This is a genomic window from Caenimonas sedimenti, from assembly GCF_007833165.1.
In the GTDB taxonomy this organism is placed as follows: domain Bacteria; phylum Pseudomonadota; class Gammaproteobacteria; order Burkholderiales; family Burkholderiaceae_C; genus Ramlibacter; species Ramlibacter sedimenti.
This window is the reverse complement of the sequence record NZ_VOBQ01000020.1, coordinates 90,816-105,206: the sequence shown is the minus strand read 5'-3', so window position 1 is coordinate 105,206 and position 14,391 is coordinate 90,816. Positions and strand designations below refer to the sequence as shown.

The following is a 14,391-nucleotide window of genomic DNA, read 5'->3' as shown; positions in this document are numbered from 1 at the left end:
GCTATTCAGCCTTGAATCCGGAGGCCTTGATCGGCGCCTCCCAACGCTTCAGGTGCGCGGCCTGGGTCGAGGCCAGCTCGGCAGACGGGGCGTGGTTGGGGACGAGGCCGAAGCCGTAGATGCGTTCCTGGATGTCGGGCGCCTTCAAGGCGTCGCCGACTGCGCGGTCGATGCGGGCCACCATGTCGGCCGGCATGCCGGGCGGGCCGTACAGGCCGAAGAACGCATCGGCCGCGGTGTTGATCCCCAGTTCCTTGAGCGTGGGCACATCAGGAAGCGCGCGCGAGCGCGTCTCGCCCGTCACGGCCAGGATGCGAACCCGGCCTGCCTTGTGGTGTTCCAGCGTCTCGGACGCGGTGTCCACCATCAAGGGGATCTGTCCGCCGATCAGGTCCTGCGCGGCCGGTGCCCCGCCCTTGTACGGCACATGCGTGATCGCGACGCCGGCGGCCTGGCTGAGCAGCAGGCCGGCGAAGTGCGGCACGGTGCCCGCCCCCGAAGTGGCGTAGCTCGCTTTGGTGGGGTTGGCCTTCATCCAGGCCAGCACCGATTTCAGGTCGCCCGCCGGCGCGCCCGGGCCGGCGGTCACCGCGAAATCGAAGGTGACGATGCGCGAGATCGGCGTGAAATCCTTGATCGGGTCGTAGTTCAGCGTGTACAGGTGCGGCGCGATCACTGTGGCGCCGCTGGGCGACAACACCAGGTTGAGGCCGTCCGGCGGCATCCGCTTGAGTTCGCCCAGGATCAGCCGGCCGGCGGCCCCGGGCTTGTTGTCGACCACCACGTTCTGGCCGAGCGGGCCCTTGATCTTCTCCGCGATCAGGCGCGCGATGGTGTCGGCCGAACCGCCGGGCGGGAAGCCCACCCAGATCTTCATCGTGCGGTCCTGCGCCAGCAGCGCCGGAGCTGTGAAGGCGGCGGCGGCAAGGGTCGCGAAGTGGCGGCGCTTCATGGGGCTCTCCTAGAATGCGGATGATTCATTTAACAAGTTAAACAACATATCGTCGCGGCCTCGCGCCGCCCATCGGGTCGCACCCGGTGAGTCGGAAAGTTGTACCAAAGCGAAGGAGACAAAGCCATGCCCGTGATCGACGTCCACACCCACATGTTCACCGCCCAATGGCTGGAGCTGCTGAAGAAGGAAGGCGGCGACTACAACATCCAGACGCGGCCCGACGGCCAGCAGGAGATCTTTCGCGGCAGCACGCCGGTGGTGATTCCGCAGAAGGGCCATTTCGACTGGGACCTGCGCATCCGGCACATGAACGAGGCGGGCATCGACGTTTCGGTGGTCTCCCTGACCTGCCCCAACGTCTACTGGGGCAACGAGGACGTGAGCTGCCGCGCCGCGCGCGAAGCCAACGACAACGTGGCCGACGCGCAATCGCGTTTCCCCGACCGCATCCGCTGGTTCGCGTCGCTGCCCTGGGAGTACCCGCAGCGCGCCATCGAGGAGCTGGAGCGCAGCTGCGCCAAGGGGGCCGCGGGCGTGATGGTGCTGGCCAATGTGGCCGGGCGCAGCCTCACCGACCCGGTGTTCGCCCCCATCTGGGCCGAGATCGACCGGCGCAAGCTGCCGGTGCTGGTGCACCCGACCGACCCGCCCGGCGTGGACCTGATGGACATGACCAAGTTCGACCTGAGCTGGTCGGTCGGCTTCATGTTCGACACCACGCTGGCGATCACGCGGATGATCTTCGAGGGCTTCTTCGACCAGTACCCGAACCTGAAGATCATCGCGTCGCATGGCGGCGGCACCTTGCCCTACCTGGTGGGCCGCTTCGAGAAGGGCGACGAGGTGGAGCTCGCTTCGCGGCGGCAGATGAAGCGCAAGCCGACCAACTACCTGCGCCACATCCACTACGACTGCATCACCTACAACCTGGGCGCCCTGCAGTACCTGATCTCGGTGGTGGGGGCGGAGCAGGTGATGTTCGGGACGGACTGGCCGCACTGGGTGCACGACACCAAGGGCGCCTTCGCCAATACCGCCCGCTTGCCAGCGGACCAGATGCGAGCCGTGCGCGGGGCAAATGCGGAGCGGCTGTTCGGGCTCTAGCGACCACATTACCTGCATCCAGGTCACGGATAAATCGCCATTCGGTCCACGAATGGCTGTGCAAGTTCGGAATACAGTGGCGGCATGGATCATCCCCGCGCCGTTTTGTTCGATGCCTACGGCACGCTGTTCGACGTCTACAGCGTCGGCCTGCTGGCGGAACAGCTGTTCCCCGGCCAGGGCCAGGCGCTCGGCGTGCTGTGGCGCGACAAGCAGATCGAATACACCCGGCTGGTCACCACCTGCGATGACGGCGCGCACTACCAGCCGTTCTGGGACCTGACGCGCGCGGGCCTGCGTTTTGCGTGCAAGCGGCTGGGGCTGGACCTCACGGCCGAACGCGAGCAGCAGTTGATGAACCAGTACCGGCACCTGTCGGCCTTCCCGGAGAACCGCGAAGTGCTGCAGGCGCTGAAGTCGCGCGGCATCGCCACCGGCATCCTGAGCAACGGCGACCCGGAGATGCTGGGCGTCGCCGTGCGCAGCGCGGGCCTGGAGAACTTGCTGGACCACGTGCTGAGCGTGGACAGCGTGCGCAAGTACAAGACGCATCCCGATGCCTACCGGCTCGGCACGCAAGCCACCGGGCTGCAGCCCGCGCAGATCGCCTTCGTCAGCTGCAACGCCTGGGACGCGCTGGCCGCCACCTGGTTCGGCTACCGCACCTTGTGGGTGAACCGCTACCAGCTGCCGTTCGAGGAGCTCGGCACGCAGCCCATCCGCACCGGCAGCACGCTCGCCGACGTGCTCGCCTTCTTTGATTGATCCCTCGAGAGGAACCGCCATGACCCGTACATCCATCCACGGCCTGCAGGTCGACAGCGCGCTCAAGCGCTTCATCGACGCCGACGTGCTGCCCGGCACTGGCGTGGACGCCGCCACGTTCTGGAAAGGCTTCGACGCCATCGTCGCCGACCTGGCCCCGAAGAATGCCGCGCTGCTGGCCGAACGGGACCGCCTGCAGACGGAGATGGACGGCTGGCACCGCGCGAACCCGGGCCCGATCCAGGACATGAAGGCGTATCGCGCCTTCCTCGAGCGCATCCGCTACCTGGTGCCACCGCCCAAGGGTGCGAAAGCCACCACCGCGAACGTCGACGCCGAACTCGCGCTGCAGGCCGGCCCGCAGCTGGTGGTGCCCATCCTGAACGCACGCTATGCGTTGAATGCGGCCAACGCACGCTGGGGCTCGCTCTACGACGCGCTCTATGGCACCGACGTGATCCCCGAAAGCGGCGGCGCGGAAAAGGGCCCCGGCTACAACGAAGCGCGCGGGGCCAAGGTGATCGCGTATGCGCGCCAGGTGCTGGACCAGGCCGCGCCGCTGGCGCAGGGCTCGCATGCGGACGCTACCGCCTACCAAGTGGACGGCGGCCAGCTGCGCGTCACGCTCAAGGGCGGCACGGCGACCGGGCTCAAGGACGGCAAACAGTTCGTCGGCTGGCAAGGCGAGGCGGGCGCGCCTTCGTCCGTGCTGCTGAAGCACAACGGCCTGCACCTGGACATCCAGGTCGACCGCACGCACGCCATCGGCCGCACGGACGCCGCCGGGGTGAGCGACGTCGTCATGGAAGCCGCGCTGTCGACCATCCTCGACCTCGAAGACTCCATCGCCGCGGTCGACGCCCAGGACAAGTTGCTGGCGTACACCAATTGGCTGGGCATCCTGAAGGGCACACTGACCGAGAGCGTGGCCAAGGGCGGCAAGAGCTTCACTCGCGGGCTGAACCCGGACCGCCGCTATCAGGGTGCCGATGGGCAGGAGGTGCGTTTGCACGGCCGCTCGCTGCTGTTCCTGCGTAACGTGGGCCACCTGATGACCAACCCCGCCATCCTGTGGGGCGGCGAGCGCGAGATCCCCGAAGGCATCCTCGACGCGGTGGTCACCACGGCGATCGCGATGCACGATTTGCAAGGCCATGGCGCCAACGGAATTCGCAACTCGCGCACCGGCTCGGTCTACATCGTCAAACCCAAGATGCACGGCCCAGCCGAAGTGGCGTTCGCCTGCGAGCTGTTCTCGCGCGCCGAACAGCTGCTGGGCCTGGCGCCGAACACCGTGAAGCTGGGCATCATGGACGAGGAGCGCCGCACCAGCGTCAACCTGCAGGCCTGCATCGCCGAAGCGGCGGCACGTGTCGCCTTCATCAACACCGGCTTCCTGGACCGCACCGGGGACGAGATGCACACCGCCATGCTGGCCGGCCCGATGTTCCGCAAGGGCGACATGAAGTCCAGCGCCTGGATCCAGGCTTACGAGAAGAACAACGTGCTGGTCGGCCTCACCTGCGGCCTGCGCGGACGGGCCCAGATCGGCAAGGGCATGTGGGCCATGCCCGACCTGATGGCCGCGATGCTGGAACAGAAGATCGGCCACCCGAAGGCCGGCGCCAACACCGCCTGGGTGCCGTCGCCGACCGCCGCCACGCTGCACGCGCTGCACTACCACCAGGTGGATGTGTCGGCGGTGCAACAGGAACTCGAAAAGATCAATGCGGAGGCCGAGCGCGACAACCTCCTCGCCGGCTTGCTCCAGATCCCCGTCGCGCCCGAAGCGAAGTGGTCGGCCGCCGAGCGGCAGCAGGAACTGGACAACAACGTGCAGGGCATCCTGGGCTATGTGGTCCGCTGGATCGACCAAGGCGTGGGCTGCTCGAAAGTGCCCGACATCCACAACGTGGGCCTGATGGAAGACCGCGCCACGTTGCGCATCTCCAGCCAGCACATCGCCAACTGGCTGCACCATGGTGTCGTGAGCCGGGAGCAGGTGGTCGAGACCTTCCAGCGCATGGCGGCCGTGGTGGACCAGCAGAACGCCGGCGACCCGCTTTACAAAGCCATGGCTGGCCACTTCACGACGTCGGCGGCTTACCAGGCTGCGCTCGACCTCGTCTTCAAGGGCATGGAGCAGCCGTCCGGTTACACCGAGCCGCTGCTCCACGCCTGGCGGCTGAAGGTCAAGGCAGGCGAGTGACCGCCATGGCCCCGTGCCGGCCGGGTTAAACTTGCTCGACCGTGCGGGGCCCCGCCACCGCGCGGGCTTCACTTCGTCTGCGGTATGACCAAGGCGCGCGCCTCTCTCGTCTTCTTCCTCGTCCTCGCGGCAGCCATCTTTGCGGTCTATGCGCCAGCGTTGGGCAATGGCCTGGTCTTCGACGACAACCGGCTCACGGACGGGACCATCTTCGGTGCCTATGGCGGAGTGTGGCCCCCGAAGCCGCGCCTGATTTCGTACGGCAGTTTCGTGTGGGTCCAGGCCCTGGTGGGCGAGGGTTGGTGGAAGCAGCGCCTCTTCAATGTGGTGCTGCATCTGGCGACCTGCTGGGTGGTCTACCTGCTGCTGCGCGAGCTGCTCGAACGCCTGCGGAGCGCCGAAGGGGAAACCGCTGCGCCGGAAGCCCTCGCCGCCGCCGCGCGCGTCGCGGTGCTGGTCTTCGCCCTGAATCCCATGGCCGTCTATGCCGTGGCGTACCTCGTGCAACGCTCCATCGTCATGGCGACACTGTTCGCCGCGCTGGCCTGCTGGTGCTGGGTGCGTGGCCTGGCGAGTGGCCGCATCGGCTTCTTCGCGGGCGCGCTCTGCTGCTATCTGCTCGCCCTCCTGTCGAAGGAAACGGCCGTCATGACAGCGGCGCTGGCCGTTCCGCTTTACGTCTATGTCCGGCGGCCGCACTGGAAGCAGACGGTCGCGATCGTCGCCGGGGCCCTGGCGCTGCTGGGCGTGGCGGTGGCGGCGCTCTTCCCTTTGTTCGGCGCAGCGCTCGGCCGGCTGCTCGACGCGGACTCCGTGCAATACGCCCGTCAGCTCGAACAGTTGCGCCCGGGCATCACGCCCCTGCTGTTTCCGTTGAGCATCCTGAACGAGGCGGCACTGTTCTTCGCCTACGGGCTGCTCTGGATCTTCCCGAACGTGCAATGGATGGCCATCGACGTGCGGCCCGCATTCCCGCTGGCGTTCACCTCATTTCCGCAAGCCGCCGGCGCGGTGGCTTTCGTGGCCGTGGTCGGAGTGTCGGCGTGGCGCCTGTTGCTGCGCTCCGACGCATGGGGCTTGCTGGGCCTGTGCGTGTTGAGCGCGGCACTGCTGTTCGGGACGGAGTTCGCCACGGTCTGGGTGCAAGACCCGTTCGTCCTGTACCGGAGCTACCTCTGGGCGATCTTTCTGCCCGCAGGGATTGCCTTGCTGCTGCTGCTGTTCCAGGCGCGGACGATTTACCAGATCGGCGTGCTGGCGGCGCTCGTGTTCGCGGGCCTGGCGGTGGAGCGCAATCTGAGCCTCAAGGATGAATTCAGCGTCTGGTCGGACGCCGCAGGCAAAGTGGACGAAAAAGCGCCTGCCAACGCCTTGGGGCGCTGGAGGCCCTTCCTGAATCGCGGCTCCTACTACCTGGACCGGGAAATGGTCGATCTCGCGCTGGCCGACTTCGCCCGCGCCGAACAGTTCGGCGAGACACAAGGCTCCGCGCGCTTCAGTCTCGGGATGGCGCTGCAGCTGACAAAGCGGCACGGGGAGGCATTGCAGAATTTCCAGGTGGCCGAGAACATGGGCTTCCAGGAAGCGCAGCTCTACTTTCACCGTGGTGAGTCACAGGCGAGCATGGGGCAGTGGGACCAGGCCGTCGCGAGCTATACCCGGGCGTTGGACAAGCGGCAGGACCGGTCCGTGGCGGCGCTTACGCGGCTGCGCCGCGGCGAGGCCGCCGTACCGGCACGAAACTATGACCTGGCGATCAAGGATTTCCAGATGCTGCTGGCCTCGCAGCCGCAGGATGAGCGCGTGCTCGCGGGCCTGGGCCTCGCGTACATCGGCAAGGAAGACGCCGCGCAGGCGATGGCCGTGTTCGACAAGCTGCTGGCCGCGCGCCCGTCGGCCGCGATGGGCTACTACGGCCGTGCTCTCGCCCACGTTGTCGGGGGCAACAAGGCCGCGGGGTTGCGCGACCTGGACCAGGCGATCGCCCTGGACCCCCGCAACGAGACGTACCGGAACCTTCGTGCGCGTATCGCGCAGAAATGAGGGCGCAGCCGTGGTTGTCCCGCCGGACGCATTCGTGCAGGACACACCGGTCGAGCCATGGGCCGCAACGGCTTGCCCGCTGTGTGGCCAGGCGAACCAGTGCGCGATGGAGGCCGCGCGGGCCAACGGGACCGAACCCGGCACGTGCTGGTGTGCCGGCGTGCCGTTTACCGCCGAGCTGCTGGCCGCGGTGCCTCCAGGGTTGAAGAACCGTGCCTGCATCTGCGAAAGATGCGCGCGCCGCGCCGCGGGCATTGGCGGCGGCCAATAATCGCCGCATGTGCCAGCTCCTCGGGATGAACTGCAACACGCCGACCGACGTGACGTTCAGCTTCGCCGGCTTCGCCCAGCGCGGCGGCCGCACCGATCACCATGCGGACGGCTGGGGCATTGCCTTCTTCGAGGGCGCCGGCCTGCGGCATTTCGTGGACCACCAGCCGGCCTGCGATTCCCCGGTGGCGGAGCTCATCCGCCGCTACCCGATCAAGAGCCGGCACGTCGTCGCGCACATCCGCAAGGCGACGCAGGGCGAAATCGCCCTGGAGAACTGCCACCCCTTCGTGCGTGAGCTCTGGGGCCGCTACTGGGTGTTCGCGCACAACGGCGACCTGAAGGATTTCCAGCCGCGGCTGCACGCCAGCTTCCGCCCGGTCGGCAACACCGACAGCGAGCGCGCCTTCTGCTGGTTGATGCAGGAGATCGCCAAGTCGCACGCCGGCGTGCCGAGCGTCGAGGAACTGACGCTCACCCTGCGCGAACTGACGCCGGTGATCGCGAAGCACGGGTGCTTCAACTTCATGCTCTCCAACGGGACCGCGCTCTGGGCCCATTGCTCGACGAACCTCTTCTATGTCGAGCGCAAACACCCTTTCGCGCACGCCCAGCTGAAGGACGAAGACATGAGCATCGACTTCGCGCGGCACACGTCGGCGGACGACAGGATCGCGGTGGTGGTGACCGCGCCGCTCACCGTCAACGAGACCTGGACAGCATTCGCGCCTGGCGAATTGAAAGTCTTCGTCGACGGCGCCGCGCTCAGCTGAGCGCGGCTTCGAGCGCGTCCACGAACATCGCGGGGACATCGAACCCCGCCTGCTGCGTGATCTCCTGGAAGCAGGTCGGGCTGGTGACGTTGATCTCGGTCAGGCGGTCGCCGATGACGTCGAGGCCGACCAGCAGCAGGCCGCGCTGCGCCAGCGTGGGCCCGAGCGCCTCCGCGATCCGGAGGTCGCTGGCCGAAAGGGGTTGCGCCACACCTTTGCCGCCCGCCGCCAGGTTGCCGCGGATCTCGCTGCCTTGCGGAATGCGCGCCAGGCTGAATGGCACCGGCTTGCCGCCGATCACCAGGATGCGCTTGTCGCCTTGCGCGATCTCGGGCACGAAGCGTTGCACCATCAAGGTGACGGCGCCGTCCTGGTTCAGTGTCTCGGTGATCGAGCCGAGATTCAGACCGTCGGCGCCGACGCGGAAGATGCCCATGCCGCCCATGCCGTCCAGGGGCTTGAGGATGATGTCGCGGTGCTCGGCATGGAAGGCGCGCACCTCGGCAGGATCGCGCGTGACGAGCGTGGGGCTGACGAACTCCGGGAACTCCATGATCGCCAGTTTTTCCGGGTGGTCGCGCAGCGCGGCTGGGCGATTGAACACCCGCGCGCCCTCGCGTTCGGCCTGTTCGAGCAGGTGCGTCGCGTAGAAATATTCGCTGTCGAACGGCGGGTCCTTGCGCATCAGCACCGCCCCGAAATCCTTCAGTGCGCGCGTCGAGGTGTCCGCTTCGGTGAACCAGCTGTCTTCGTCACCGGTGAGGGTGATGTCCCGCACCCGCGCATGCACGACGTCACCGGAGCGCCAGCTCACATCGCGCGGCTCGCAGGCGCTGATGCGGTGGCCGCGCCGCTGGGCCTCCCGCATCATCGAGAACGTGGTGTCCTTGTAGACCTTGAAGGACTCGAGGGGATCGGCGACGAACAGCAGGTTCATGCGGCTGGCGGGGCGTGGCGGAGCCCTCTACTGTTGCACGAAATGCGGCGGCTCGTGCACCGCGCGGCGGAAGCCCGCACGCCTCAACGGCCCAGGCCGAACCCCACGCCGAGGTAGAACGCCACCTCGCAGACCTGCTGCGTCGCGCCGAGGCCGTCGCCGGTGAAGCCTTGCAGCCGGCGCTGCAGCAGTTGGCGCATGGCGTACCAGGCCAGCGCACTGGCGACCAGCGCCAGCAGCAGGCTGATCCAGCCGCCGGCCACGCCCAGCAACAGCAATGGCAGCACGCACCAGAGGCCGGCCAGCACCAGCGAGCGCCGCTCGATGCGCTCGGCCAGCGGCTTGCTCTTGGAGTGCTCGGCGTCGCCGGCGTACGGCAGCGTGTGGATGATGAACAGCGGCCAGTAGCGCGACACCACATGGGCCGCCAGCAGCGCCGCCATCACGCCGCCCGCGGATTCGCTCGCGATCACGCCGATCAGCGACAGCTTCAGGCCCAGCGTGAGCACGAGCGCCATGGCCCCGAACGAACCGATGCGCGAGTCCTTCATGATCTCGAGCGCCCGCTCGCGGTCCGCGCTGCCGCCCAGGCCATCGGCCAGGTCGGCCAGACCGTCCTCGTGGAAGGCGCCGGTGAGCAGGGCGGTGGCGATCGTGCAGGCGAACGCCGCCGCCAGAAGGTTCAGCGGGCGGGTCGGCAAGCCCAGCGAGACGACGGCGAAGGCGAAGCAGGCCACGAAGCCGACGACCAGGCCGACACCGGGGAAATGGACGGCGCTGGCCCGCAGCATCTCGGGGCGGAAGTCGGTCCATTGGGCGATGGAGCCCGTCACCGGCAGCCGCGTGAAGTACTGCAACGCCACGAGGTAGTGGCGCAGGAACTGGCTCAGGCTGGCTCGGACGGCATCCATGCATCTGATCGTAACCAGAGCCGGCCCCTCGTGGGGCGCTTCCGGCTCAACTGCGCAGGAACAGCCGGTAGACCGGATTGGCGGTCTCTTCGACAACCGGGTAGCCCAGGGTCTCCAGGAACGACGCGAACACCTTGTCGTCGGCCTTGGGCACCTGCAGGCCCACCAGGATGCGACCGTAATCGGCGCCCTGGTTGCGGTAGTGGAACAGCGAGATGTTCCAGGTGGGCCGCATGTGCGAGAGGAACTTCATCAGCGCGCCCGGGCGCTCCGGGAACACGAAGCGCAGCAACCGCTCTTCCCGGGCCAGCGGCGAGTGGCCGCCCACCATGTGGCGGATGTGCTCCTTGGCCAGTTCGTCGTGCGTGAGGTCCAAGGCTTCGAAGCCATGGCGCGTGAAGTTGGCCGCGATCTTCGCGGACTCGCCCTTGCCATGCGTGGTGAGGCCGACGAAGACGTGGGCGCGGGCGGCGTCGCTGATCCGGTAGTTGAACTCGGTCACGTTGCGCGGCCCGCCCGGCAGGGTGCCGATGAGCTCGCAGAAACGGCGGAAGCTGCCCCGCTCCTCGGGGATGGTGACGGCCAACAGCGCCTCGCGCTCCTCGCCCACCTCGGCGCGCTCGGCGACGAAGCGCAGCCGGTCGAAGTTCATGTTGGCCCCGCACAGGATGGCCACGTAGGTCTCGCCACGGGTCTTCTTCGCGGCGACGTACTGCTTGATCGCGGCCACCGCCAGGGCGCCGGCGGGCTCGACGATGCTGCGCGTGTCGACGAACACGTCCTTGATGCCGGCGCACACCGCATCGGTGTCGACCAGCATGAATTCGTCCACCAGTTCGCGCGCGAGGCGAAAGGTTTCCTCGCCCACCAGCTTCACGGCGGTGCCGTCGGAGAACAGGCCCACGTCCTGCAGCGTGACGCGCTTCTTCGACGCCACTGACCGCATCATGGCATCGGAATCGCTCATCTGCACCCCGATCACCTTCACTTCGGGCCGGACCGCCTTGATGTAGCTGGCAACCCCGGAGATGAGGCCGCCGCCGCCGATGGCGACGAACACGGCGTCGAGCGGGCCCTGGTGCTGGCGCAGGATCTCCATGGCGATGGTGCCTTGGCCGGCAATGACGTCCGGGTCATCGAACGGGTGCACGAAGGTCAGGCCCTCGCGTTCGGCGATGCCCACGGCGTGGTCGTACGCGTCGGAATAGCTGTCGCCATGCAGCACGACTTCGCCCCCCAGCGATTTCACGCCTTCGATCTTCAGCTGCGGCGTCGTCACCGGCATGACGATGACCGCGCGTGAGCCGAGGCGGTGCGCCGCCATCGCCACCCCTTGCGCGTGGTTGCCGGCGGAGGCGCAGATGACGCCCCGCGCGAGCTGCTCGCGGTCGAGCTGGGCCATCTTGTTGTACGCCCCGCGCAGCTTGAAGCTGAAGACGGCCTGCTGGTCCTCGCGTTTGAGCAGCACCTTGTTGTGCAGGCGCCGGCTGAGGTTCCTGGCGGGCTCCAGCGCCGACTCCACGGCGACGTCGTACACCCGCGCGGTCAGGATTTTCTTGAGGTAGTCCGCAGGCTGCAGGTGCTTTTTCATGATCCGGAAATCATAAGTGGATAGAAAAAAGCCCCCGCGCCTTGCGGCTCGGGGGCTAAATCCACCAAAGGAGAGGTGGAGGAGACAACCGGTGCGGCTTGCAGCAGCGGGCTCTTGCCGAGCTGCCTTTGCAAGCGGGGCCTAGCGGAATCGCTATGCTGTGAAACCAGTATAGCCATGTATTTGTTGCGATGCACAACGGCCGTTGTGCCATTGCTGCAAACAAAGTTGCGGTATCAGCGAAATTTATCGGCGTGCAGGCGCCTTGATGCAGGAACGGATCGACGAATGGAATGCACAGTGAGTTGGACGGGGACCACGGGCGCGCGCTCGGGCATGGGCTTCTTGGCCGAAACCGGCAGCGGTCACGTCCTCATGATGGACGGCGCGCCCGATGAGGCGCGGCCGGAGAACGGCGGGCGCAACCTGGCGCCGCGGCCGATGGAGACCGTGCTGGCCGGCACGGGTGGCTGCACGGCCTACGACGTGGTGCTGATCCTCAAGCGCGGGCGGCACGACGTGCGGGCCTGCTCGGTGAAGCTGTCGGCGGATCGCGCGGCGACTGATCCCAAGGTGTTCACCAAGATCCACATGCATTTCACGGTGCGCGGCCGCGGGCTGCCCGCGGCGGCCGTGGAGCGCGCGATCGCGATGAGTCACGAGAAGTACTGCTCCGCCAGCGCCATGCTGGCGCACATGGCGGCCATGACCACCAGCTTCGACCTCGTCGAGGAGCCCGCCTAGCAGCCTGGGCGAGTCAGATGTAGTGCGCGGTGGTGGTCATCGCCTTGGCGGCGGCGCGCATCGCCAGGCGCACCGGCGCCGGCAACTCGGCGGCGCCGGCAGCCAGGGCCTGCTGTCCGTGCGCGGCCTCGTCGCTCTTCATCTGCGCCACGATGGCGCGCGACGCGTGGTCGCCGGACGGCAACCGTTCGAGGTGATCCTGCAGGTGCGCTTCGACCTGCCTCTCGGTTTCCATGACAAAGCCGAGACTGACTTTCTCGCCCAGACGGCCGGCGACGAGGCCGAGGCCGAACGCGCCGGCATACCAGAGCGGGTTCAGCAGGGAGGGCCGGGCACCGAGTTCGTCGAGGCGGGTCCGCGTCCACGCGAGGTGGTCGGACTCCTCGCGGGCCGCCTGCGTCAACTGAGCGCGCAGCTTCGGATCGTCGGTCGCAAGGGCCTGAGCCGTGTACAACGCCTGGGCGCAGATCTCGCCGACATGGTTGACCCGCATCAACGCCGCTGCGTGGCTGCGCTCCTGGGCCCCAAGATGGGTGTCGTCGGCCGGTACAACTGGGCATGGCCGGGTCGCCCGCGGCTTAGAAAAAAGTGTTCGTAGGGCGCCGTCGATGACGCCAAGAAGCGGATCCATGGCCGGAGTGTAAGTGCGCGCCTCCGGTTTCAGCCAGAAGGCGCTCAGTACCGCCTTTTCGCTACGGTCAATGCGCCGCGGGAAGCTTTTTTCGAGGGTGTTGCGCGGGGTCCACTCGACTGTTGGCGTTTGTTGTCGCCCTGCAACGAAACAACAACCGCGCGGTTAAATACTTTGCGAAAGAAAAGGCGGTCTGGTGCAATAGCGGCTAACTTCCCAAAAGGAGGTTGGCCCGGGGATCCGGTGGGAGCGCGAACGTGCCTGCATTTCGATTCCCAACCGTACCGGAGCCCTATGTTTAACCTTGGAGAAACTTGCATGAAAAAGTCCCTGATTGCTCTGGCCGTGATGGCTGCAGCCGGCGCAGCTTCCGCCCAGTCGTCTGTCACCCTGTTCGGTATCGTTGACGCCACGCTCCAGTTCGGCCGCGGCAACGTGTCCGACCGCAACCAGCTCGGCAACTCCGGCTACAACAGCTCGCGCCTCGGCTTCCGCGGCACGGAAGACCTCGGTGGCGGCATGTCCGCTTCGTTCTGGCTCGAAGCCGGCGTGAACAACGACAACGGTTCCGGCCAAGCCACGAACACCAACAACCAGGCTTCGGGCAACCCGATCGCCGGTATCGCTGGTGGCCAAGGCCTCACGTTCAACCGCCGTTCGACCGTCAGCCTGGCTGGCAACTGGGGCGAACTGCGCCTGGGCCGTGACTACACCCCGCATTTCTGGAACCTGACCGTGTTCGACCCGTTCGGCACGAACGGCGTGGGCACCACCGCCACCCTGAACACCGGCTTCACCGGTGTCACCACGGTCCGCGCTTCCAACAGCATCGGCTACTTCCTGCCCCGTAACCTGGGCGGCTTCTACGGCCAAGTCCAGTACTACATGGGCGAAAACGCTGACCCGTCCGCTGGCGGCGTCGAAGACGACGGTTCCGGCCTGAGCCTGCGTGTCGGCTTCGCCACCGGCCCGTTCAACGTCGCCTTCGCCTACGGCAAGACCGAATTCGCTGCTGGCGACATCAAGCAGATGAACCTGGCCGGCCAGTGGGACTTCGGCATGGCCAAGCTGATGGGCCAGATCGTGCGTGACGAAAACGGCGCGACGGACGCCGACGGCTGGCTGATCGGCGCCCTGGTGCCGGTCGGCGCCGGCGAAATCCGTCTGGCTTACTCGACCTACAAGGTCGACACCGCCGCCGCCGACCCGAAGCAGCGCAAGATCGCCCTGGGCTACGTGCACAACCTGTCCAAGCGCACCGCCGTGTACGCCACGTACGCTCAGGTGAAGAACAGCGGCGGCTCCGCCGTCGGCCTGAACGGTGCCGTGACCGCTGCCAACAGCTCTTCGCGCGGCCTGGACATCGGCATTCGCCACAGCTTCTAAGCACGAAGGACGGCTGGCCTTGCGCCAGCTCGACAATTCGAAGAAACTTGAAAGCCGCCTTCGGGCGGCTTT

General features: G+C 67.1%; 13 protein-coding genes. 8 read left to right on the top strand and 5 right to left on the bottom strand.

The window, feature by feature from the left end; genetic code table 11:
• Position 1 precedes the first annotated feature (1 nt).
• Positions 2-952 (bottom strand): Bug family tripartite tricarboxylate transporter substrate binding protein, encoded by a 951-nt coding sequence (locus FN976_RS23665; RefSeq protein ID WP_145895552.1) that lies wholly within the window; start codon positions 950-952, stop codon positions 2-4.
• Between the two features lie 126 nt (positions 953-1,078).
• Here FN976_RS23665 and FN976_RS23660 point away from each other — a divergent pair, with 126 nt between their 5' ends.
• The 6 genes from FN976_RS23660 (at position 1,079) to FN976_RS23635 (ending at position 8,119) form a co-directional block, all read left to right on the top strand.
• Positions 1,079-2,059, top strand: coding sequence for an amidohydrolase family protein (locus tag FN976_RS23660; protein ID WP_145895550.1), 981 nt, complete (start codon positions 1,079-1,081; stop codon positions 2,057-2,059).
• Between the two features lie 84 nt (positions 2,060-2,143).
• Positions 2,144-2,824, top strand: a complete 681-nt coding sequence (locus tag FN976_RS23655; RefSeq protein WP_145895548.1) for a haloacid dehalogenase type II — start codon at positions 2,144-2,146, stop codon at positions 2,822-2,824.
• 19 nt (positions 2,825-2,843) lie between these two features.
• Positions 2,844-5,033, top strand: coding sequence for a malate synthase G (locus tag FN976_RS23650; protein ID WP_145895546.1), 2,190 nt, complete (start codon positions 2,844-2,846; stop codon positions 5,031-5,033).
• Between the two features lie 84 nt (positions 5,034-5,117).
• On the top strand, positions 5,118-7,076 hold the full coding sequence (locus tag FN976_RS23645; RefSeq protein WP_145895544.1) for a tetratricopeptide repeat protein: 1,959 nt from the start codon (positions 5,118-5,120) through the stop codon (positions 7,074-7,076).
• Positions 7,054-7,347 carry a cysteine-rich CWC family protein gene (locus FN976_RS23640; protein WP_255440769.1) on the top strand — a complete coding sequence of 98 codons (294 nt, stop codon included), beginning with the start codon at positions 7,054-7,056 and terminating at the stop codon, positions 7,345-7,347. Before FN976_RS23645 ends, FN976_RS23640 begins: the two co-directional genes overlap by 23 nt.
• Positions 7,348-7,354: 7 nt before the next feature.
• Positions 7,355-8,119 carry a class II glutamine amidotransferase gene (locus tag FN976_RS23635; RefSeq protein ID WP_145895543.1) on the top strand — a complete coding sequence of 255 codons (765 nt, stop codon included), beginning with the start codon at positions 7,355-7,357 and terminating at the stop codon, positions 8,117-8,119.
• Here the strand turns inward: FN976_RS23635 and gshB are convergent.
• The 3 genes from gshB to ilvA all read right to left on the bottom strand — a co-directional run bounded on the left by gshB (position 8,112) and on the right by ilvA (position 11,558).
• The gene (gshB, locus tag FN976_RS23630) at positions 8,112-9,056 is read right to left on the bottom strand and encodes a glutathione synthase (protein ID WP_145895542.1); all 945 of its coding nucleotides are present in this window, start codon (positions 9,054-9,056) and stop codon (positions 8,112-8,114) included. The two genes, FN976_RS23635 and gshB, sit on opposite strands and share 8 nt — an antisense overlap.
• 83 nt (positions 9,057-9,139) lie before the next feature.
• The gene (gene cobS / locus FN976_RS23625) at positions 9,140-9,967 is read right to left on the bottom strand and encodes an adenosylcobinamide-GDP ribazoletransferase (RefSeq protein WP_145895541.1); all 828 of its coding nucleotides are present in this window, start codon (positions 9,965-9,967) and stop codon (positions 9,140-9,142) included.
• Between the two features lie 46 nt (positions 9,968-10,013).
• Positions 10,014-11,558: a threonine ammonia-lyase, biosynthetic gene (gene ilvA / locus FN976_RS23620; RefSeq protein ID WP_145895540.1), complete on the bottom strand. Its 1,545-nt coding sequence runs from the start codon at positions 11,556-11,558 to the stop codon at positions 10,014-10,016.
• A 288-nt stretch (positions 11,559-11,846) separates the two neighbouring features.
• Here ilvA and FN976_RS23615 point away from each other — a divergent pair, with 288 nt between their 5' ends.
• A complete protein-coding gene (locus FN976_RS23615; RefSeq protein ID WP_145895539.1) occupies positions 11,847-12,302 on the top strand; it encodes an OsmC family protein in 456 nt (151 codons plus the stop codon).
• A 13-nt stretch (positions 12,303-12,315) separates the two neighbouring features.
• Here FN976_RS23615 and coq7 read toward each other — a convergent pair whose 3' ends face one another.
• Entirely contained in the window at positions 12,316-12,933 is a 618-nt protein-coding gene (gene coq7 / locus FN976_RS23610) for a 2-polyprenyl-3-methyl-6-methoxy-1,4-benzoquinone monooxygenase (protein WP_145895538.1), read from the bottom strand.
• Between the two features lie 318 nt (positions 12,934-13,251).
• On the opposite strand from coq7, the gene FN976_RS23605 reads away from it, so the two are divergent.
• Positions 13,252-14,319 carry a porin gene (locus FN976_RS23605; protein WP_145895537.1) on the top strand — a complete coding sequence of 356 codons (1,068 nt, stop codon included), beginning with the start codon at positions 13,252-13,254 and terminating at the stop codon, positions 14,317-14,319.
• The last annotated feature ends 72 nt before the right edge of the window (positions 14,320-14,391 follow it).